Origin of the sequence: Sphingobacterium sp. SG20118, assembly GCF_044740685.1 — a bacterium.
Classification (GTDB): domain Bacteria; phylum Bacteroidota; class Bacteroidia; order Sphingobacteriales; family Sphingobacteriaceae; genus Sphingobacterium.
The window spans coordinates 2839680-2861865 of sequence record NZ_CP172826.1 but is presented as its reverse complement, the minus strand read 5'-3'; the positions used below and the strand labels follow the sequence as shown (position 1 = coordinate 2861865).

Sequence of the window (22186 nt, the reverse complement as noted above, 5' to 3'; positions counted from 1 at the left end):
AACCTGTGCTACATGAATATTTCATGTGTTTTTATTTTGTAATTCTATATGATACCCCCATCAGGATGCTACGTCCCATTTGTCCAGGGATTAAGTAATTCAAATAATTGCTTAGATTTTCTCCGCTTAGTCGTAATGTAAATGGGAGCTTGTCAAATTTTTTCTCTATTGTGGCATTGTATAAAACATGCTGATTGACAAAAACATCATAGCGGTCAATGAAGTGATTCCCATTGGCATCTCCAAAAGCATATTTTCCTCTGAAATTTGCACGTGCATTGATTGTGATATTCCAAGGAGCCTGATAGATCGCTCCTATATTGAATTGATGTCTCGATCTATTTTCTAATCCCCAGTAGTCTTTTGGAGTAGGGGTATAGGAGTTACCGGTCTTAGCATCGTATAATGAATTGTATGGCCAGCTCCCTTGTTTTATACTATCTGCAATACTTATGTCTTTTGATATCAGATATTGATATCCAGCATTAATGGTTAATTGTTCTAAAGGTTTTGTTGAAATTGATACATCAAATCCCTTATTCACTGATTTCGGAAGATTTTGATATGAAAATATCGCCATATTTTGCATGCCCGTAGCTACTTGAATGCTGTTGATCTGATTTCTTAATTGATGATGGAATACATTCACATCCATCGTCGTGTTGGCCATTGGTTTCCATGTAATGCCCGCATTGATAGAGGTATTCCGTTCTGCTTGAAGATTGCGATCGAGTTGATTGATGATGTAAGTCCTTCGTTCTGAAATTTGACCATTGGCATCCATTTCATCAATGGTACTGCGTAAGACCTCATTTCCTATAACATAATAATTGGCGGCAGGATTATAGAACACTTGATAGCGTGTTTTGAAATCAGGAGCTTTAAATCCGGTTCCAATCCCCGTTTTTAATGCCAATTGTGGAAGAAGTTGGTAGGTGATTCCGAAGCTAGGATTCAATTTTCCTCCGTAACCTTGGGACTGGTCATATCTTAGACCAGTTACTACTGTCGTTTTTGAGCCAAATGTTTTGTTTGCTTGAGCGTATAGAAAAAAGTTGTTTTGATCTTTGGAATCAAAGCTTGATTTTACCTCCATGGCTTCTAATGCACCGCCTACACCCATCGTAATGTTCAGGTCATCGGATTGATATGCAAACTGTTGCTCCAAGCGATGAACCATTTGTGTGAAATTATCTGAGGTTAAATTCGCATTGCTTTCTTGCATCGTTACGCTGTTGTCGGAACTATAATGTGATAGATAATAAGTAGATAGTGATCTCCAGCGATCATTCCAGCGACTATCATAGAATAGGGAAGCATTTATGTCCGTTTCTTTTTGTTGATCAAGGGTACTATAGTCGGACCCATAAGCACGTAACATATCCGAATGACGATAATTATAGCGTCCGGATGCTCCGATAAAATGTTGATCGTCTTTCAACTGATGTCTCACTTTTCCTTGAATGGAAAAAGTTTGGTAAGGAGGAATGGTTGTACCGTTTGATTGATAATCTTTATTGGTATTGAACCCATCGGTACGGTAGTAGTTGGTTGAAAGTAAAGCAGTTCCCTTATTCTTATTAAATGATGATTCTCCTTCAATGGTAGCATCGAGCACTTGGAAACTTCCATAATTAACATTGGCATGTAACTGAGGGGTTACCTTGCCTAATCGTGTGATGATGTTGATGGCACCTCCCAATGCCTCACTACCATATAAGCAAGAGGATGCTCCCTTAATTATTTCGATTCTTTCGATATTGGATACCGAGATACGTGACAAGTCAAAATTTCCAGAGCTTCTACCCAGCATGGGTTGGCCATCAATTAGGATCATCACATACTCACTTGAAAAACCTTGTAATTGTACGCCAACAGATCGATTGCCACCAGCTGTATTGCTGACTATGGCTATTCCGGTCTGTTCTTTTAGTACTTCATCTAAGCGGCGACTGCCCATTAACTCAATCGCTTTTCTATCTATAATGGTCACCGGCATAGCAGAATTTTTAGAATCAATCAATGATGGTCTGTTTTGTAGCTCCTTAGTTATTGCTACCTCATCTAATACTTGATTTGATTTTTGGAGTTGAAAGTGGTGGATTTTTTTGTCCTTGGCGCGTAATTCTACAGTTCCGGTTTTTGTTTGATATCCTATTGCAGTTATCGTATAGGTGTAAGTTCCTGTAAATAATTTTCGTAATATAAAGCTACCTTGATTGTCTGATTTTGTTAATGCATGGTCAGGTGTAATCAGGATGCTAACACCTGAAAGGGGAGTTTGTTGTTCATCAAATATCAATCCCTGAAACTGCGCATTTTGTTGCGCGAATAGCTGTTTTGCTGTTCCCATAAGGAATAGAAAACTAATAAACAGAAAAAGATGCGGTGTTGTTCTCAATGTTATTTGTAATAATTCTAAATAATAATGCAAGTATCTCTATAATATACCAAATTATATTTATGCATTCTGTATTAATATTTGTGCTATCCGTATTAATATTTGTGCGTTATGATGTATCCTTGTCTTCTGAATTAGTGTTTTTAAGGTGTTAATGACTTGAAGAGCAGTTAGTTGAATGTGTTTTAATGAGGTTGCCTGCATTAGTTAAGGTGTATTCTGAAAACAAACCCTTATTTGTAATTAGTTTAAATAAGCCCATTTTTGCTACTCATAAATGAATAGATATGATAAAGAAAATTATAAATAACCTTGGTCTCGTAATGATTTTATGTTTATGTACTACGGTTTCCATAGCACAGGTAGGCACACCTAAAAGGATTGTTTCTTTAAGCGGTAGTTTAACGGAGATTGTGGACGCTTTAGGGCTTGGTGAAAATTTGGTTGCTGTCGATGTCACGAGTGATTATCCGAGTTATGTAAAGCAGATTTCAAAAGTAAGTAAAAATAGATCAATCACTGCTGAAGGAGTTGCATCCTTTCGTCCTGATATGGTATTGGGTTTTGAAGGAGAAGTAAGTTCAGCTGTATTGGCCCAACTTAAAACCCTGAATATTCCATGTGTACTGTTTAAACAAGAGTTCTCTGCTGCCGGTATTACCGATTTAGTTCGAAAAGTAGGGCAATCTTTAAATATTAGTGTTAAAGGAAATCAAGTAGCTGATCAATTGGCAAAAGATATTAAGGGGGCAGTTGCGAAAGCAAAATCTACGAAGGCAACCAAAATGATGTTTGTATATGCTCGTGGTGCCGGTGCTATGAGCGTATCCGGGTCAGGAACTGCAGTGGATGCGGTCATTAAGTTGGCTGGTGCGCAAAATGTGATGCAAGGTTTTAATGGATATAAAACTTACAATACCGAAGCATTGGTGCAGGCTAACCCCGAGGTTATACTATTGTTTGATTTTGGAATGTCAAGCTTAGGTGGTAAAGATGCCATTTTGAAACTTCCAGGTATTAATTTAACTACTGCAGGAAAAAATAAGCGCGTCATTGCGATGGATGCATCATTATTAAATGGTTTTAGTATGCGTCTGCCACAAGCTATACAGCAATTGCATGAAAAGTTATTTGGGAAATAGTTGCTGTAATGAGAAATACTTTAATTTATCTTTTACTCAGTATATTACTCCTAATTATTGTCATCTTCTCACTGGGCATGGGGTCGATTTCGGTTTCATTCTGGGATGTTTGTTCTATTATATTTCATAAAATAGGATTAAAGGCTTCTTCCGGTGTTGATGAGCTGACCGTTAATGTCTTAGCGCAAATACGCTTACCCAGAATTTTAATGGGTGTTGCAGTAGGTGCTGCTTTAGGGATCAGTGGTGCAGCTATTCAAGGTATATTTCGTAATCCTTTGGCAGAACCAGGTTTGATGGGAATATCTTCGGGGGCTTCATTTTTTGCGGCATTGGTTATTTCTTTTGAAGGTTTATTACTTCCGCTTATTTCTGCCAGCTTGGGTTATTATGTACTGGCGTTTGCAGCTTTTATTGGTGCTGCATTGACCGTTCTTGTCGTCTACCGTATCTCTATGAATAATGGTAAGTCGCATATTGCTACGATGCTTTTAGCAGGTGTTGCTATGAACGCATTTGCTGGGTCATTAACCGGTTTATTAAGTTATTTAGCCACAGAGCAACAATTGCGCTCGATTACTTTTTGGTCGCTTGGGAGTTTGGCTGGTGCATCATGGGGTAATATCCAGGTGCTATATCCTTGTATATTGCTTTCTTTGATTGTATTGCCTCTCTTTGCAAAGCAGTTAAATGTTTTTGCCTTGGGTGAATCTCAAGCAGAAATGATGGGTGTCAATACTAGCCGTTTGAAAATTGTTGTTATCTTGTTCTCAACCTTGGCAGTGGGGGCTGCTGTCGCTTTTTCGGGAGTTATCAGCTTTGTAGGCCTATTGGTACCACACGCCATTAGATTGATAGGTGGAGTGGATAATCGCTATGTATTGATTGCTTCAAGTATTGCTGGGGCATTGGTACTGACCCTTGCGGATTTACTATCGCGATCTATAATCCAACCATTGGAACTTCCGATTGGGGTTATTACAGCATTGCTGGGCACACCAGTTTTCCTATTTATCCTTATTAGAGACAAGAATAAAATCTAATTATGCTACACGTACAGTCATTGTCATATGAAATTAAAGGTCGCCCAATTTTAAGAGATATCGATATTTCTATTCAAAAAGGAGAATTTTACGCAATTGTTGGAGCAAATGGTGCTGGTAAAACATCGTTGTTACGTATGCTTGCTTCCGACCTGAAACCCAATAAAGGTGAGATTTTGTTTAAAGGCAAACCTTTACGTTCGTATTCCCTGAAGGAGTTGGCTTATGCACGTGCTTTCCTACATCAATCCAATAGTATGGCTATGGCATTTACAGTGGAGGAGGTGGTTCGTATGGGACGTTATCATTTAAAAGCTTCTCAAGAGCAGCATGATCTCGCTATTACGGAGTGCATGCGTATATGTGAAGTTGCAGATCTAGCGGAAAGGAAAATACAACAATTATCTGGAGGGGAGCAGCAACGTGTGCATTTTGCACGGGTACTGGCACAAGTTTGGGATCAAAAAGATGTTTTGCTTTTGCTCGATGAACCTGTGGCTAGTATGGATATTCAATTTCAACATCAGACGCTTGCGATTGCAAAAGCCTTGACCGCTGTAGGTTTTAGTGTCGTGGCCATTCTACATGAGTTGAATCTTGTAGCGCAATATGCAGATCGTGTGTTGATGCTTAAATCGGGAAGAAAGTGGTGGGAAGGAGCCCCAATAGAGGTGCTCAAACCTGAAAATATATATGCCGTATTCGGTGTGCAAACAAAAGTGATAACAGATATAGCAACATTAACACCATCTGTTCAGGCTTGTACGGTACACTATTCGGCAGCAAGATTTAATTCAAATTATAAACATGAATTGGCTATGGAATTAAAAGAAAAATACGAAAGTTATAAAAAAGACAACCCAAAGGCAAGGATATATGACTGTGCCAAGGCGCTTGCTGTAAGCGAGGCACAACTCTTATTAACACAATTGTCTGATGACGTCGTTTTATTAAAAAATGATATATGGGCTATTCTGCAGGAATTACCTCGTTTAGGGCATGTCATGGCGCTGACGCGCAATGATGCGTGTGTACACGAGCGAAAAGGGATTTACCCTACGCCTTCTAACGAGGGGCATGTAGTACTCTTTCATAATGATGATATTGATCTGCGCATCTTTATCCAAAGTTGGGCATATTCATTTGCTGTCAAAGTCAAAGACCTGTGGAGTGTTCAGTTTTTTGATACAGCAGGGTTGGCGGTTCATAAAGTTTACTTAACAAAGGAGTCGGACAGCATTCATGTTTATGAAGAATTAGTGCATGCCTACCGCGCTGAAGACCAATCGTATTTTACGATTCAGGCACCTACAGCATTAAGTGATATTTCCGTTCCAGATACTGAAATTCACATCGATCAATTTCAAGAGGATTGGCTAAAAATGAAAGATAGTCACGAATTTTTTGGCCTTTTGAGGAAACATAACCTGCAGCGTACACAGGCTTTACGCTTAGCACCGGATGGGTTTGCCGAACAATTGGCAGCAGATAGATTTTTTGAAATATTGAATCAAGCTTCAGTGCAAGAAGTTCCTGTGATGGTTTTTGTGAGTAATAAAGGATGTATTCAAATACACTCTGGTCTTATCACTAAACTGGTAACGATGGACAATTGGTTTAATGTGCTAGATACTAATTTCAATCTGCACCTCAATACAGACGCAATCGATCAAATCTGGTTGGTCCGTAAACCATCGACAGATGGCGATGTGCATGCATTGGAAGTGTACGACAAAAAAGGAAATCTGATTGTTCAACTTTTTGGTAAGCGAAAACCAGGTATTCCCGAGTTGGAATCTTGGAGATCACTGCTACAAGTACAAAAAATAGAAAATTAATATAGACTAACGGCTTATTTCTGAGGGGAGTAAGCCGTAATATTTTTTAAAGGCATGCGTGAAACTGGCTTGATGCTTGAAGCCTACGATAGTGCTTACTTCATACATGTTTTTATTTTCATTCAAAATGAGACGCTTCGCTTCTTCCATGCGTATTCGAGTGATGTAATTGTATATTGTTGTACCGAAGTGTTGTTTGAATCCATTACGCAATTTAAATTCATTCAAGAGAACTAATTTTGACAATTGCTTATGAGTCGGCGGATTCATAAAGTTATTGCGAAGAATACGTTGTGCTTCCTCTAGCTTCTGTACATCTTCAATTTTTAGAATATCGGTTAATTTATCACTTATGAAGCTAAATTGCTCAAATTGAAGCATAATCAGTTCGAGGATGCGCGCATTAACAAATATTTGTTTCAATTCGTTTTTGTTGGTTGTGGTTCGGATATCATCAATGAGAGCCTTCATTTCTGTAGTAACATATAGATCCTCTTCTACAATAGAAATCACCTTTTTTTCTTTCATTTTTTCTTTAAATTCCAGATGAAGTGGAGTATGGATACTGATCATGTTCTGATAGAGTTCAGGTGTCATAATGACCATGAAGTATAAGAAATCTTGATTGCTCTGTATGGGATGTTCTTCATACAGAGAAGGGATATAGCGTATATTATGTTTGCTAAAAGTAAAACCTTGTACGGATTCTGACTTGCTGAGGATGAACTGACTGACAACAGCTTCGCCTTCGATTTCTGAGATGATATCAACAGGAGCGGAGACATGCATATCAGCACAGAGAACAAATAAGCCTCTACTTAAAATCTGATACGTACTGATATTAATGGGGTTTTTACTGATTGCAATATGTTTCTCAGATAAAGTGGTATTGATGGAGCTTATTTCAGGAAGTTCTTCCCAAAATAGCCATTCATTATGTTGTTTTATCTTTGCTTTTATAATCATACCTTAATACAAATATACATTATTTATAATAAATCTAAATTAAATAGCTCAAATTGGACTTCTAGATGACTATGCCCGTTTAGCAGCCTACAAACCAATATGCTTGGAGAAAAGCATAACAGAGAACTTTATCCCAATGGTTGTTTTTAATGCTATTTGATTTATATCCAATGGGTTGTTGTCGCATATTCGATAGGAGACTGAATTCTATTTTTCAGCCTATGGGCTATTGTTATTTTTGATTTGATAAAACTATGGTTGTGTCTTATCTTTGGTGTATGCACAAGCTAAAAATTACGAATATTATCACACGTGAAAATCAAAATGTAACCATTGATTTCGAATCTGTTTCAGGAGATTTCCCTACTTATAAAGCCGGTCAGTTTTTGACACTATCCTTTGAATTTGGAGATCGAGAGGTGAGGAGGTCGTATTCGTTTAGCAGTTCCCCTGATGTCGATGAACCTCTGAGCATTACAGTTAAACGGGTTGAGAATGGTGAAATCTCTCGTTTTTTACACCATAAGATTCAGCAAGGTGATGTCGTTCATGCATTAGAAACCGCAGGGGTTATTTACTTATGAGCCTGTTGTGGATACGAATCGGACTGTGTTTTTATTCGCTGCAGGTATCGGTATTACGCCATTGTTTTCCATTCTGAAGACCGCATTGGTTCGAGAGAATAACTCCAAGATTGTATTGGTCTATAGTAATAGTTCTCCTGAAGTGACTCCATTTAAAGAAGAATTACAAGAATGGGCTGCAAAGTATCCGGATCGTTTGCAGATTATTTGGATTTATTCAAACAGTAAACACTTGATGACGGCTAGATTAAATAGGGATTACATTTTTTCTATTCTTAAGAATCATATGCCAGTTAGCCCTGAAGAAGTTTTGTTTTATACTTGTGGACCTGTTGTATATATGGATTTATGCCGTTTTACTTTATTGGGAATGGGGTTTGAAGAATCGCAAATAAAGCGGGAAACATTTTTACTTCCTGAAAATGAAGAGGATGATGATGACGAAACGGAAAAGGAGGTTGATAAAACGAGTTACTCCATTAAGTTGAATTTTCAGGGACAAAGTTATGATTTAATGATTCCTTACAATAAATCCATCCTCGACGTAGGTCTTGAACATAAAATTAAGTTACCCTATTCCTGTAAGTCGGGTATGTGCAGCACCTGTATATCAAATTGTTCGCAGGGTAAAGTACGTATGGACTACAATGAAGTATTGACTGATCGCGAGGTTGATAATGGGCGGATTTTGCTATGTACGGCTCATCCTATTGAAGAGGGCACGGTGGTGGACGTGTATTGATTTTACGACTAAAGTAAGGCATGGTTGTGTAAGAAGGTCATGCTCATTTCTTTTTAAATCAATGGATTGACCTGATGTTTTTTTGTGTAATTTTCATTAGATTTGATTCAAACCAAATGAATCGGATATGATGAGTAATTTACTATGGGAGCCCTCTGTGACCTATAAACAAGAGTCTTCACTGTACCAATTTAAGCAATTTGTAGCTCAGAAAAGGCATCTAAAACTAGAGGCCTATTCCGAACTGTGGGACTGGTCGGTATCGCAAAAAGAAGAATTTTGGGAAGATATCGTTGTGTTTTTTGATGTGCAGTTCCATCATCCTTATCAACAGATTTTTGAATCATCTTCACAAGGTTTTATCGGTTCTAAATGGTTTATTGACGGCACACTGAACTATTCGGAGCATATTTTTCGTAAGGCTACTACCCAACGACCAGCACTATTGTTTAAAGAGGAAAATAAGCCTCTGCAGGCTGTTTCTTGGGAAGCCCTAGAGAGAATGGTCCGCTCATTGCAACAATACCTCTTGGGTCAGGGAATAGCGTCAGGCGACCGCGTAGTTGCTGTATTGAGAAATAGCCCAGCCTCTGTTGCGTTATTTTTAGCGGTGAATAGCATTGGGGCTATTTGGTCATGTTGTTCACCCGACTTTGGACAGGCCAGTGTTTTGGAGCGATTTGCTCAAGTGACCCCCAAGCTCTTATTCGCTGATGCACAATACTCGTATAATGGTAAATTGTTTAATATTAAGGACGCCATGACTGCCTTGGGTTCTAGTTTAGAGACTTTAGTGCAAGATGTTGTTTTTGTGGAGGGAGAAGTTTGGAAGGGTATTCTATCGCAGGATACGGGACAACCTTTAACTTTTAAGGCAGTTCCTTTTGACCATCCAATTTGGGTCTTATATTCTTCAGGGACTACAGGAAAACCCAAAGCGATAACACATAGTTGTGGAGGGATATTGGTGGAGCATTTTAAAGCTTTGGGCTTGCATCAAAATGTGCAGGAAGGTGAACGCTTTATTTGGTATGCGACCACAGGATGGATGATGTGGAACTATGCTTTATCATCTCTCTTGCTTGGGGCTACACTTTGTATATATGAGGGGGCATTGGTGTATCCTGAAAAATTGTCTTTTTGGGATTTTATTGAAGAATATAAAATCGACCATGTGGGAGCTGGTGCTGCTTATTATATTGCAAGTCAGCATGCTGAGCTGACACAACCGCGCTTTCAACCCAAAACAATTGGTTCTACAGGCTCTCCGCTTCCGCCGCAGACTTTTTCTTGGCTGCAAAAGCAGTTTCCGCAGACGCAAATCATTTCGCTAAGTGGGGGTACCGATGTTTGTAGTGCTTTCTTATCTGGAAACCCTATGCTTCCGGTATATGCAGGAGAAATCCAATGCCTAACTTTGGGGTCAAAGATCGAAGCGTATAATGAAAATGGAGAGTCCGTAGTGAATGAGGTTGGCGAATTGGTGATTACGATGCCCATGCCTTCTATGCCCATATATTTTTGGAATGATAATGGTAATGTGCAATATCATACGAGTTACTTTGAGAAATATCCGGGAGTTTGGTGCCATGGTGATTGGATAAAGTTTACGGAGCATCAGGGTATTATTGTATATGGTCGTTCTGATGCGACTTTGAATAGGGGTGGGGTTCGCATCGGTACGGCTGAAATATACAATGTGCTGAATACATTTCCAGAAATAGCTGATAGTTTAATCATCTGTTTGGATCATGATGATGGGACATCAACGATGCCGTTGTATGTGAAAATGGAGCATGGAATGCTGTTGACGGAAAATCTTAAATCGGCCATTAAGTTACAGTTGAGAAAAAGCTATAGTCCTCGACATGTACCTGATGAAATTTTGGAGGTACCTGCAATCCCTTATACCCTGAGTGGTAAGAAACTGGAAATTCCTGTAAAGAAGATCATGATGGGAACCCCTGTGGAAAAAGCTATAAGTCTTGATGTTTTAAAAGATTCGAAATCTTTAGATTTTTGGATAAATACACTGAATAACAAAGTTTAGTATTATTTAACCTAAAGGTTTACTATAGATTTAAGGTCCAGTTTTTTTGTCTGGACCTTTTTATTACTTCCATCTCATTAAGGTTAGAGCAACTAAAATACCCGTTATATAGGCTGTACTAATCAGGTTTGTATTACGCCTACATTATAGCGTTCTGTTATTGGATTGTGATTGGCAGCTTCTATACCAAGGCTGATTACGTTTCTGGTTTCATCAGGTCTAATTACGCCGTCCACCCATATTCTTGCGGCGGCATAGTATGGGCTGAGTTGCTCTTTATACCGTTTTTTGATATCATCCAGCAAGTTGTTTTTTTCTTCTTCAGATATGTTAACCCCTTTGGATTTTAATGCTGATTCTTGAATTTGCAATAAAGTATTGCCAGCTGCTGCACCACTCATAACGGCTATTTGTGCGGTAGGCCACGCATAGATTAATCGAGGGTCATATGCCTTTCCACACATCGCATAATTTCCGGCACCATAGCTGTTCCCGATTATAAATGTAAATTTTGGAACTACGGAATTTGCCATGGCATTGACCATTTTAGCACCATCTTTAATTATACCGCCCTGTTTCTGATCGACTGCCGACCATAAATCCGGTCACATCTTGTAAGAAAACTAGAGGAATCAATTGTTGGTTACAATTCATGATAAAGCGTGCAGCTTTATCTGCCGAATCACTGTAAATAACACCACCCATCTGCATTTCAATGGCACCAGCAGGCTTTTTTGCTTTCACAATTTCGCGTTGATTGGCTACGATACCAACTGCCCATCCGTCTATGCGTGCTAATCCGCAAACTATCGTTTTGCCATAGTCCTTTTTATATTCTTCAAAACTTCCTTCATCAACCAGAGTTTCTAAGAGTTTGTGCATGGAATAAGGTTTGGTACGGTCTAATGGTAGTATTTGTGCTATTTCCTCGGTTTTTCTTACGGGGGTTTTCGCTTCTTTTCTATTAAAACCTGCTTTTGGATGTGCACCAAGTTTATCCATAACGCCTTTTATTGCATCTAGACAACTTGCTTCATCTGGAAACTTATTGTCTGTTACCCCTGAGATATCAGAATGAGTACTTGCACCACCTAGTGTTTCAGCATCTACAGTTTCTCCTATAGCCGATTTAACGAGGTAGGGGCCAGCTAAGAATACGGAGCCCATTCCTTCAACGATGAATGCGTAATCGGACATGATTGGTAGGTAAGCACCTCCTGCAACACAGCTTCCCATGATGGCAGCAATCTGTGGTATACCCATGGCCGACATTTTAGCATTGTTTCTGAAAATGCGTCCAAAATGCTCTTTATCTGGGAATATTTGATCTTGCATAGGTAAAAAAACTCCAGCGGAGTCAACCAAGTAGATGATGGGAATCTTGTTTTCCATTGCGACCTCTTGAGCGCGTAGGTTTTTCTTACAGCTGATCGGAAACCAAGCACCTGCTTTTACTGTCGCATCATTGGAGACAATGACGCATAATTCGTCCTTTACATACCCAAGTACACATACAACGCCAGCATTTGGACAACCGCCTTCTTCGTTGTACATATTATCTCCCGCAAATTGGGCAAGTTCGATATACTTCTTGTTGCTGTCGAGTAAATATTCGATACGTTCCCAAGCGGTCAACTTTCCTTTAGCTTTTAATTTTTTGATTTTATCTTCACCACCTCCCAAACGAAGTTGTGCTCTCTTTTGTTCTAACTCTACAAGTAGTGCATTCATGTTATAATTGGATTTTAAGCTTGTCAAATTAAGGATTTGATAATATGTGATAAATTTAACATTATATTTTGAGTTTGTCTAAAAAAAGGTCTTATAATTTTGTTATTATTGTAAATAACAGAATTCCAATTATAAATTAAAGATAACATTTATGTTTATTGAAAATGAACAACAAATGATGATGATCCGCCAAAGTGCTCGAGACTTTGCAGAAATTCATATTCGTCCCTACATCATGGAATGGGATGAGTCACAAACATTCCCTGTGGCTTTATTTAAGAAATTAGGTGAGCATGGTTTTATGGGTATTATTGTTCCTGAAGCGTATGGTGGCTCTGGTTTTGGATATCAGGAATACATTACTATTTTGGATGAGATCTCCAAAGTATGCGGTTCAATTGGCCTTTCGTTGGCAGCACATAATTCGTTGTGCACAAATCACATTTTAAGTTTTGCCAATGACAGCCAGAAACAAAAATATTTACCCAAATTGGCGACCGGAGAATGGCTTGGTGCTTGGGGGCTTACAGAAACAGGTTCGGGGTCTGATGCTGGAGGCTTAGCTACGGTAGCGGTTCGAGATGGTGATTATTTTGTGCTTAATGGTTCTAAAAACTTCATTACACACGCTATTAGTTCAGATGTGGCTGTTGTACTTGCTCGTACGGGTGACAAAGGTGATAAGAAAGGAGTTACTGCTTTTATTATCGAAAAGGGAACAGAAGGGTTTCTCTGCCGGTAAGAAAGAAAACAAACTCGGTATGCGTGCTTCAGAAACAGCATGTCTCTTTTTTGACAATTGTCGTATTCATGAGGAGCAGATGATCGGTGAGGAAGGTCAGGGCTTTGTTCAGGCATTGAAATTGCTGGACGGTGGACGTATTTCAATTGCTGCATTATCGCTTGGTATAGCACGTGGCGCTTATGAATGTGCGTTGAAATATGCCAATGAGCGGGAGCAATTCAATCAGAAGATTTTTGAATTTCAAGCTGTGGGCTTTAAGCTTGCTGAAATGGCTACTGACATTGAGGCTGCGGAATTATTGACTCGTAAGGCGGGCTATATGAAGGATAAAGGAGAGCGTATTTCTAAAATCGGAGCGATGGCTAAGTTATATGCTTCAGAAGCTGCGGTTTCCGTATCGAATGAGTCGGTGCAGATCTTTGGTGGTTATGGTTTTACAAAAGATTACCCTGCAGAGAAATTTTTTAGAGATGCAAAATTATGTACAATTGGGGAAGGCACTTCTAGTATTCAGAAGATGGTGATTTCCAGAGAGATTCAAAAAGATGCCTAAAAGAGAAGATATAATTTTGGTGGAATGTCCACGAGATGCCATTCAGGGTATATCGCGATTTATTCCGACGGAAAAAAAAGTGAAGTATTTAAATATGCTTTTGCAGAGTGAACTTTTCGATTGGCTTGATTGTGGGTCATTTGTATCGCCAAAGGCTGTTCCGCAGCTTGTAGATACGGAAGAAGTACTGGAACAGTTGTATCCATCTAATAAAACTAAATTATTGGCTATTGTTGCCAATGAACAAGGCGCTTCTCGTGCAGTGAAATCTGAAAATCTCACCTATTTGGGTTATCCCTTTTCGATATCAGAGGTTTTTCAACAACGCAATACAAATGCATCCATTGCGGATTCATTTGAACGTTTGAAAGGCATTGTGGAGATGGCCATGAGCCATCAAAAAGAAATGGTCGTCTATATTTCAATGGCTTTTGGAAATCCGTTTGGTGATGATTGGAGCAATGAGCTAGTTCTAGATTGGATGGGGAAAATTGCAGCGTTGGGTGTTGTCGAGTTCTCGTTCGCAGATACAACTTCTGAGGCTTCATTGCCGCAGATAACACAGCTCTTTGAACAGGCTATTTTACAATTTCCTGCCTTGAATATCGGTGCCCATTTTCATTCACCAAAGTGGAGTAGTCTTGAAAAAATTAATGCGGCTTACTTAGCAGGCTGTCGAAAATTTGATGGCGCTATTCTGGGGTTTGGTGGTTGTCCATTTGCAGAAGATGAATTGGTCGGTAACATTCCGACGGAAGATTTATTGGGCTATTTCGAAGGGAAATATGAGGATAAAATACTGACCTTAAGTAGTGAGTTTATTAAAATAATATCTTAAAATCAAGACTTTATGTGTTCTAATGTAAATTATAGGTTTATAAAGAAAAGAATCGAAAATCATGTGTTTTACTTAACACTTGCACGTCCCGAAAAGCGTAATGCATTCACTGCGGCGATGATTGATGAGATTCATCATGCATTACAATTCGCAAATTCAGACCCCGAAATTCGGGTATTGGTATTAGATGCGGAAGGACCAATATTTTGCGCTGGGATGGATTTGAAAGCTTTTGAAAATCCAGTTTTTGAGGATCGGGTAAAAGCGATTCCGCATGTGAATTTATCATTGGGAGAAGTCATGTCTCAATTCAATAAACCATCGATCGCAGTCGTGCAAGGAGATGTTATTGCTGGAGGATTTCTGCTGCTTTTGGAATGTACTTATGTTTTTGCGCATTCGGCTGTGCAGTTCTCTTTGCCTGAGGTTCAGATCGGTTTATTTCCATTTCAGGTCTTAGTTGGCTTACTGAAACATTTACCTTATCATAAAGCTTTGGATATGTGTATCCAATCAGAGGTAATTACGGCGCAGGATATGAAGAGTATGGGCATCGTATATGAACTTTTAGACCAAAGGCCGGAGGTCTTGCCCGCTTTGTTTAATAAGCTATGTTCTGCGGCACCTTTAGCGGTTAAGATGGGCTTTGAGGCAGCTAAGCAATTGGGTGGTCTTAAATCGACTGAACAGTATGCTTTTTTACTTGAGCAATTAGAAAAATTGAGATCAAGTCATGACTTTAAGGAGGGTATCGCCGCGCGAGCGGAAAAAAGAACGCCTAATTGGAAAGGTGTATAATGTGAGGTTTAAAAAGCTCTAAAGCTAGGCCTGCTCGTTAATGGGGAGAATTCCCACGGGATAGAAGTGAAGATAATAAACATAGTCCAAGCAGTGTAGATAAATATCGTTCTGAATTTATCTGCACTGCTTTGTTTTTTAAGGGCTTTTATGTAACCTATTGTAAATACGGTAATGCCAATGGTCATCATCGTGATATGCTCCATACCAAAGAAACGTACTTGACGCAATTTGATTGCTGTTTGGAAGTTTTCGATAAAATACTGTACAATCGGACTTTCTAAATAAAGGGTTAAGCCGATCACAAGTTGTAAGTAGAGCAGGATAATTGTTGCGATTTGTAGGCTATGGTCCAATTTGGTTACTTTATGTCCTTTTTTCCAGCCCCAATAAGTCCGCAATAAGAGCAGGATGATACAACAGATAATAATCCATCTGCTAGCGGAATGTAAGGCAAGAAAAAAGGGGTAAAGCATGCTACCTATTTTAAAATGGTAAATTGTATATAAGATGAATTATTAACGTCATGGAAAATGCGATGTGTAGCTTTCCGGTAGTCGCTTGCTGTTGCTTCATATCCTTCAAAAAACTGTTGTGGGTTTCGTTCTGCAAGCGGGAACCATGTGTTTTGTACTTGAAGCATGATACGATGTCCCTTTTTGAATGTGTGCGCAACATCTGGCATGGTATAATCAATTGAAGTTACAAAACCGGGCTGCATAGCTTCTGCTTTTTCAAATCCATTTCTGTATTTACCGGCCATAATTTCTCCACGCACCAACATTTGATAGCCGTCCATCACTTTGTTATTGAAAGAAGGGCTATTAGAAGGGTAGACATCTATCAATTTTACGACATAGTCGGCATCAGTTCCTGAGGTCGATACTTTAAGAAAGTTTTTAATAGGTCCTACTATTGTGAGATCCGCTGCCAGAGGCTCTGTTTGATATACCATTACGTCTGGTCTTGAAGAAGCAAACCGTTGGTCGTCAATCATGTATTCACGCGTTCTGCTTTCCATGATGCCTGCTTGGTAAGGTACTGGTTTATTGGGGTCGCTGACATATTCATCCCAAGAATCTGTGCGTTTTACCTGACCGAAACCAAGTTTTCCTTGGGGCTGTAAATAAAGCTTTTTATCCTCTACTTCCTGCGGGGGCCATTTTTCAAAAGTTTTCCACTGATTGCTACCGGTGATGAAGATGTTTGCTTCAGAAGCCTTAAAGTCACCTTTTCCTTTTAGGTAGTAGTTGAAGAAAGGTAATTCGAATTGCTCTTGATAGGTTACGCTGGTTTTTTGGTCGAATTGTATATCGCCGAAAGAACTTCCATCACCTCTTACCCAGCCACCGTGGAAACCAAGGGCCTACTACTAGTATCGAATTGTTGTTTGGATTTTGTTTTTCGATTGTTTTATAGGTTTCAAATGTCCCATAGGTATCTTCTGCATCGAAAAATCCACCAACGATCATTACGGCTGGTTTTACATTTTTTACATGTGGTAATATCTCACGGTCTTTCCAAAACTGGTCGTAATGGGGGTGCGCAAAAACATCGTTCCAAAATTTAACCGAATCGGCGAAGTACTTATCTTTTAAATCCTTGGCTGTGCCGGCATCTAAATAAAATTGGTAAACATCTTTTGAAGGATACTGAAAAGTCTGTGGCGCTTGGTCTGGTGTAATTGGCTTGGGGCGGGGGATACCAAAACTTGACATAAATTTGAATGCATCTCCGGTGAATAGAATACCATTGTGATGAAAATCATCACCCATATACCAATTTGTAACTGGGGCTTGAGGGGAAACGGCTTTTAGTGATGGATGTGTTTTGACAAGACTTACTGTGGAATAGAAGCCCGGATACGAAATTCCGTACATACCTGCTTTACCATTGTAGTTTTGTAAGTTTTTGCTTAGCCATTCTAATAAATCATAGGTGTCGGTACTTTCATCAATTTCTCTTTTTCCTTTTTTTAAGTTTGTTGGTCTGATATCCTCAAAAGTTCCCTCGCTCATCCATTTACCGCGCACATCTTGATAAACAAAAATGTATCCTTCGGTTGTCATGGCTGGAAAATTACCTAAGCTTTCCTTGAATTTATCCTCGCCATATGGCCCCACGGTATATGGGGTACGGTTCAATAAAACGGGATATTGCTGACTTTTGTCCTTGGGGGTATAAATTGTAGTAAATAATTTTACTCCGTCGCGCATAGGGATTGCTATTTCTTTTTTCTCATAATGTTCTTTTACATAGTTTGGTTCGAGCGTTACTTGAGCCTTCACTTGAAGTGAGATGGTTATGAGGAAAACTGAAAAAATGATTAGTACTTTTTTCATGGTTTTAGATTAATGATTTGAAAGGACAAGATAAGCAAAAAGTCTAAAGTGATAAATGAAAAATACCAGATTAAAGATTGAAAAATCTAATCTGGTATTTTTTTAATAGGTGATAATTACCATTTTATGAAGAAGAAGGTTCTTAACTTCTTAAAATTCTAATCTTTTTTCCTTTAATTTTTCCTTGATTGGAGTATTTTAAGATAGTACTTACTAAAGAGCGTTTTACAGCAACGAATGACTCCCTGTCTTTGACCTCAATAATACCGACGTCATTTTTTTCAATCTCGTCTAAATTCAATAGGAAACCAACGAGATCGACTTTGTTTACCTTATCTTTTTTACCTGCTGAAAAGTAAAGCGTAGCAAATTCCGAGTTTTTTGGCAAATCATATTCACCATCAATTTCTTCTATGGCAATATCATTAGCGACGTATGGATAGTCTTCATCCGGCTTTAAGATAATGAATACTTCTCCTTTTGCTTGCATACGAGCGGTTCTACCATTTCGGTGTGTAAAGTCGTCTTCTCTATAGGGTAACTGATAATGAATAATGGCATCAATCTCTGGTATGTCAAGTCCTCTGGCTGCAAGGTCAGTGGTGATTAAGATATGATTACTGTTATTCCTAAATTTCAATAGTGCCAACTCACGGTCACTTTGCTCAAGTCCACCATGGAAAACGTCGTGAATAATATCGCGATTTTGAAGTAATTCACTGATATGGTCCACTGCATCACGGTGATTACAGAAGATGAGTACCTTTTGATTACCTATTTTGCATAACAGTTGAAATAATGCTTCTAGTTTTTTGTGTATAGGAGCAACTATTTTTCTAATGGTTAATGCCGGCGTGCTATGCGTATGGTTGAGAAAATTAACTTCTATAGACGAGGAAATCCCTGTGAATGTGGGTATTTCTTTCATTGCGGTAGCAGAGGTTAACATTCTTGTCTGTAAGCTTGTTAAGTGTTCGATAATAAAAGACATCTGTTCTTGAAATCCCAATTCTAAGGATTTGTCGAATTCGTCTAAAACCAGCGTTTTGATTTGTGTAGGGTCGAAATGTTTCCCTTCAAGGTGGTAAACAATACGTCCTGGTGTACCGATAAGTATAGCCGGTGGATTTTTTAAATTATTTCTCTCTGTTTTTGTATCATGACCACCGTAGCAACAGGTAATCTTAAAACCAGTGGCTACTCTTTTTAATACAGATTCGATTTGCAAAGCCAATTCGCGAGTAGGAACCAAGATCAAAGACTGAACGTCTGTAATGTCTTTATCCAATGTTTTCATCAAGGCTAGTGCAAAAGCTAATGTTTTTCCTGAGCCGGTTGGTGAAAGCAGGATGAGATTTTCTTTTTCTTGGAATTTTTCCATTACCTCTTTCTGCATTTCGTTTAGCGAAGAGATATGGAGTTTTTGTAATATGGCGTCTATTTGCATGTTACAAAAGTACATAAAGTATTACAAAAAAAAGGTCTGCTATCAGCAGACCTTTTTTTTGTAATCAAATTCGATTATAATAAATGAATTCCTTTTTCTTGTAGAGACTGTTTTTCTTGTTCGTCCCATATACTTACTTGAACTTCACCGATATGTGCTTTCTTTAGCATGAACATGCATACTCTTGACTGGCCAATACCACCGCCGATAGCGTCAGGTAACTCATCATTCAAAAGCATTTTGTGAAAAGATAATGTTGCACGTTCCGGATTATTTCTGATGGTAAGTTGTTTTTGTAAAGCTGCTTTATCGACACGGACACCCATAGATGACAATTCGAAAGCAGTCTTTAAAACCGTATTCCATACCAATATATCACCGTTGAGTCCATTGGTGCCATTGCCATTGTCTGTGCTCCAATCATCGTAATCTGCTGCACGACCATCATGAGGTTCGCCGTTTGAAAGAACACCACCAATGCCATAAATAAATACAGCACCACAGGCTTCAGCAATCGCATTTTCACGTTCTTTCGGTGTGAATGTAGGATATTTCTGTAATAAGTCTTCAGACGAAATAAAAGTGATTTCTTCTGGTAATACTGCTTTTATATCTGGATATTGACGTTCTACTTGTTTTTCGGTGAAACGTAATGCATCATATATTTTAAGTACCGTATCCTTTAAGATGGTGAAATTTCTTTGCTCTGCTGAAATGGTTTTCTCCCAATCCCACTGATCTACATAAATGGAGTGGATGGGTGTGTAATCTTCGTCAGGACGAAGGGCACGCATATCTGTCAATATTCCTTCACCTACTTCTAGTTCTAATTCTTTTAAGCGTAAACGTTTCCATTTAGCAAGTGAATGAACCACAACCGCTTTACGCTCTTGTAGTGATTTAATAGGGAAAGCAACGGGTCTCTCAATACCATTTAAATCATCGTTTATACCTGTACCATCTAAAACAACCAAAGGAGATGAGATAGGAATCAATCCTAAATTATTTCTAAGTTGTTGTGCAAAAGTATCCTTTACAAAACTAATCGCAACTTCAGTTTTTAATAACTTTCTTTTATCCATGAAATGTATATAATATCAAAAAATAGCCTATTGGTTATCTATTTTTCATTTGTATCTGTAAAGAATTTGATTGAAGTCATCTTCAAAACAAATTCTGTTTTTTTCAATTTGCCTCAAAAATAGCAATATTTCAGATATAACAAGGTATCGTTGGTAAATTTATTTACATCATGATATATTTTTGATGTGATGGCAAGAATTTACCATAATTGATGATATCTTATAAATAAGAAGGTCACCATATTTCTATGGTGACCTCATTTCTAATATGTTTATTTTCTTTAGACAGAAAAACTTTCTCCACAAGCGCAGGTTTCTCGTTGCATTAGGATTGTGAAATTCAAATCCCTTGCCATCCAATCCATCGGAGTAATCAAGTTCTGTTCCCGCTAGATATAGGAATGATTTGATATCTAAACAAACTTTAACTCCATTATCTTCACAAAATTGGTCACCTTTTTTTTCTTCGTTGTCGAAATGTAAATTATAGCTTAAGCCAGAACAGCCTCCGCTTTCGACAGCAACACGAACAAAATAACTGCTGTCATATTTTTCAGTACTCATTATCTCATCAATTCGAGATTTTGCTTTGTCTGTAACGGTTACCATATCGCTGAATTATTATATTAATATTGAATGTTACAAATTACGATAACTTCTTTTTTATTTCCAATTTAAATGTGGTCGCAAATGTAATAATTAAGTAATAAGACCAGCTTGGAAGAGTTGCCAAATAGGGGAGTTTTCTCTAATCTTAGTAACAGCATCTCTAACCAACCTGATAGTTGTCTCTATTTCCTCCATCGTACTGTAAATACTTAAACTAAATCGCACTGTAGCTAATGCATCTTCTTTGGTGACGCCCATTGCGAGAAGTACATGAGAAGGGTCTCTTGTACCGCTAACACAGGCCGAACCTGAGGACAATGCTAACTGCGGGCAACGTGTCATCAGCTCGCTGGCATGTATATGCCTAAAGCAAATGGAGGTTGTATTGGGTAGTCGTGATGTATTCTTTGCATGAATATATACTTCAGGTATGCTACTTAAAGATTCTTCTAAATAGACTCTTAAGGTTGTAATATATTCAGATTTTTCTAAGTTAAGAGACATTTGTGCTATTGCACTGCCTAATCCTATAATATTAGGCACATTGTATGTACCAGCTCGGAATCCATTTTCTTGTCCGCCACCTATAATGAGCGGATTGATTTGTATGGGTTTTGATTTACGGCGTAGGAATAGGGCTCCAATTCCTTTTGGACCATGTATTTTGTGAGCACTTAAGCATAATATATCAATTGGGATATGGTTAAGGTCCAGTGGAATTTTACCGATGTATTGTGTGGCGTCACAAAAATATAGCGTATCTTTTCTATTGCATATTGCTGCAATCTCGGCTATAGGGTGTATATATCCCGTCTCATTGTTTGCGGCCATAATGCACACCAAGATAGTCTCATCCGTAATATTGTCTTCTAGGTCGGTAAGTTTGATTTTTCCTGAACCATCAACATCTAGATAGGTAACAGATGCTCCTTCTTTTTCCAACTCCTGCAAGGTAGTGAGCACCGCCTTGTGTTCTGTCTTGACCGTGAGGATATGCTTGCCCTTGGATTGATAGTTCTTATAAATTCCTTTTAAAACGGTATTAATGGCTTCGGTAGCACCTGAATTGAAGAAAATTTCTTTTGTTTGGCAGTTTAATGCTTGTGCGACTTGCATACGCGCTTTTTCTATTGCAGCATTTGCTTCGCGCCCCATGCTATGGTGCATGCTGGAGGCATTTCCATAATTCTGGATAAAATAGGGAACCATGGTATCCCATACTTTATCCAGAATTTTAGTTGTTGCATTATTATCAAGATAAATTAAATCCTTCAT

Annotated in this window: 20 protein-coding genes and 1 pseudogene; 10 read left to right on the top strand and 11 right to left on the bottom strand. The window is 38.6% G+C overall.

What is annotated here, in order from left to right; all coding sequences use genetic code 11:
- Positions 1–31 precede the first annotated feature (31 nt).
- Positions 32–2353 carry a TonB-dependent receptor domain-containing protein gene (locus tag ACFX5U_RS13325; protein ID WP_400261033.1) on the bottom strand — a complete coding sequence of 774 codons (2322 nt, stop codon included), beginning with the start codon at positions 2351–2353 and terminating at the stop codon, positions 32–34.
- Between the two features lie 335 nt (positions 2354–2688).
- On the opposite strand from ACFX5U_RS13325, the gene ACFX5U_RS13320 reads away from it, so the two are divergent.
- The 3 genes from ACFX5U_RS13320 to ACFX5U_RS13310 are packed head-to-tail and all read left to right on the top strand — an operon-like array spanning position 2689 to position 6424.
- Positions 2689–3543 carry a hemin ABC transporter substrate-binding protein gene (locus tag ACFX5U_RS13320; RefSeq protein ID WP_280566834.1) on the top strand — a complete coding sequence of 285 codons (855 nt, stop codon included), beginning with the start codon at positions 2689–2691 and terminating at the stop codon, positions 3541–3543.
- A gap of 8 nt (positions 3544–3551) precedes the next feature.
- Complete coding sequence (locus ACFX5U_RS13315; protein WP_400261032.1) at positions 3552–4586, top strand: FecCD family ABC transporter permease; 1035 nt, start codon at positions 3552–3554, stop codon at positions 4584–4586.
- 2 nt (positions 4587–4588) lie between these two features.
- Positions 4589–6424 carry a heme ABC transporter ATP-binding protein gene (locus tag ACFX5U_RS13310; RefSeq protein ID WP_400261031.1) on the top strand — a complete coding sequence of 612 codons (1836 nt, stop codon included), beginning with the start codon at positions 4589–4591 and terminating at the stop codon, positions 6422–6424.
- Positions 6425–6430: 6 nt separating this feature from the next.
- Here ACFX5U_RS13310 and ACFX5U_RS13305 read toward each other — a convergent pair whose 3' ends face one another.
- Positions 6431–7390 carry a helix-turn-helix transcriptional regulator gene (locus ACFX5U_RS13305; RefSeq protein ID WP_400261030.1) on the bottom strand — a complete coding sequence of 320 codons (960 nt, stop codon included), beginning with the start codon at positions 7388–7390 and terminating at the stop codon, positions 6431–6433.
- Positions 7391–7668: 278 nt separating this feature from the next.
- Between ACFX5U_RS13305 and ACFX5U_RS13300 the strand changes: the two genes are divergently transcribed.
- The 3 genes from ACFX5U_RS13300 (at position 7669) to ACFX5U_RS13290 (ending at position 10766) form a co-directional block, all read left to right on the top strand.
- Positions 7669–7974, top strand: coding sequence for an FAD-binding oxidoreductase (locus ACFX5U_RS13300; RefSeq protein ID WP_400261029.1), 306 nt, complete (start codon positions 7669–7671; stop codon positions 7972–7974).
- Between the two features lie 7 nt (positions 7975–7981).
- A complete protein-coding gene (locus ACFX5U_RS13295) occupies positions 7982–8716 on the top strand; it encodes a flavin reductase family protein (RefSeq protein ID WP_400261028.1) in 735 nt (244 codons plus the stop codon).
- A 127-nt stretch (positions 8717–8843) separates the two neighbouring features.
- On the top strand, positions 8844–10766 hold the full coding sequence (locus ACFX5U_RS13290; RefSeq protein ID WP_400261027.1) for an acetoacetate--CoA ligase: 1923 nt from the start codon (positions 8844–8846) through the stop codon (positions 10764–10766).
- Between the two features lie 122 nt (positions 10767–10888).
- Here the strand turns inward: ACFX5U_RS13290 and ACFX5U_RS13285 are convergent, their stop codons facing one another.
- Together ACFX5U_RS13285 and ACFX5U_RS13280 are read right to left on the bottom strand one after the other, a co-directional pair.
- On the bottom strand, positions 10889–11299 hold the full coding sequence (locus ACFX5U_RS13285) for a carboxyl transferase domain-containing protein (protein ID WP_400261026.1): 411 nt from the start codon (positions 11297–11299) through the stop codon (positions 10889–10891).
- A gap of 25 nt (positions 11300–11324) precedes the next feature.
- Positions 11325–12497 (bottom strand): acyl-CoA carboxylase subunit beta, encoded by a 1173-nt coding sequence (locus ACFX5U_RS13280; protein ID WP_400261025.1) that lies wholly within the window; start codon positions 12495–12497, stop codon positions 11325–11327.
- Between the two features lie 151 nt (positions 12498–12648).
- Between ACFX5U_RS13280 and ACFX5U_RS13275 the strand changes: the two genes are divergently transcribed.
- From ACFX5U_RS13275 to ACFX5U_RS13260, 4 genes are read left to right on the top strand one after another with little or no spacing between them, the layout of a single operon-like run.
- Positions 12649–13239 (top strand): acyl-CoA dehydrogenase family protein, encoded by a 591-nt coding sequence (locus ACFX5U_RS13275; protein WP_400261024.1) that lies wholly within the window; start codon positions 12649–12651, stop codon positions 13237–13239.
- Positions 13240–13258: 19 nt separating this feature from the next.
- Positions 13259–13795, top strand: coding sequence for an acyl-CoA dehydrogenase family protein (locus ACFX5U_RS13270; protein WP_400261023.1), 537 nt, complete (start codon positions 13259–13261; stop codon positions 13793–13795).
- Positions 13788–14633 carry a hydroxymethylglutaryl-CoA lyase gene (locus ACFX5U_RS13265; protein ID WP_400261022.1) on the top strand — a complete coding sequence of 282 codons (846 nt, stop codon included), beginning with the start codon at positions 13788–13790 and terminating at the stop codon, positions 14631–14633. Before ACFX5U_RS13270 ends, ACFX5U_RS13265 begins: the two co-directional genes overlap by 8 nt.
- A gap of 12 nt (positions 14634–14645) precedes the next feature.
- Positions 14646–15431, top strand: a complete 786-nt coding sequence (locus tag ACFX5U_RS13260; protein ID WP_400261021.1) for an enoyl-CoA hydratase/isomerase family protein — start codon at positions 14646–14648, stop codon at positions 15429–15431.
- Between the two features lie 8 nt (positions 15432–15439).
- Here the strand turns inward: ACFX5U_RS13260 and ACFX5U_RS13255 are convergent, their stop codons facing one another.
- The 7 genes and pseudogenes from ACFX5U_RS13255 to ACFX5U_RS13225 form a co-directional block, all read right to left on the bottom strand.
- Entirely contained in the window at positions 15440–15907 is a 468-nt protein-coding gene (locus tag ACFX5U_RS13255; RefSeq protein WP_400261020.1) for a hypothetical protein, read from the bottom strand.
- 5 nt (positions 15908–15912) lie between these two features.
- Positions 15913–16743 carry a CocE/NonD family hydrolase gene (locus ACFX5U_RS13250; protein WP_400263597.1) on the bottom strand — a complete coding sequence of 277 codons (831 nt, stop codon included), beginning with the start codon at positions 16741–16743 and terminating at the stop codon, positions 15913–15915.
- Positions 16744–16762: 19 nt separating this feature from the next.
- The gene (locus ACFX5U_RS13245) at positions 16763–17773 is read right to left on the bottom strand and encodes a CocE/NonD family hydrolase (RefSeq protein ID WP_400261019.1); all 1011 of its coding nucleotides are present in this window, start codon (positions 17771–17773) and stop codon (positions 16763–16765) included.
- A 142-nt stretch (positions 17774–17915) separates the two neighbouring features.
- Positions 17916–19169 carry a DEAD/DEAH box helicase gene (locus ACFX5U_RS13240; protein WP_280566846.1) on the bottom strand — a complete coding sequence of 418 codons (1254 nt, stop codon included), beginning with the start codon at positions 19167–19169 and terminating at the stop codon, positions 17916–17918.
- Between the two features lie 125 nt (positions 19170–19294).
- A complete protein-coding gene (gene asnA, locus ACFX5U_RS13235) occupies positions 19295–20302 on the bottom strand; it encodes an aspartate--ammonia ligase (protein WP_038699096.1) in 1008 nt (335 codons plus the stop codon).
- A 281-nt stretch (positions 20303–20583) separates the two neighbouring features.
- Positions 20584–20911 (bottom strand): annotated as a pseudogene (locus ACFX5U_RS13230) (HesB/IscA family protein).
- A 90-nt stretch (positions 20912–21001) separates the two neighbouring features.
- Positions 21002–22186, bottom strand: a complete 1185-nt coding sequence (locus tag ACFX5U_RS13225) for a cysteine desulfurase family protein (RefSeq protein ID WP_400261018.1) — start codon at positions 22184–22186, stop codon at positions 21002–21004.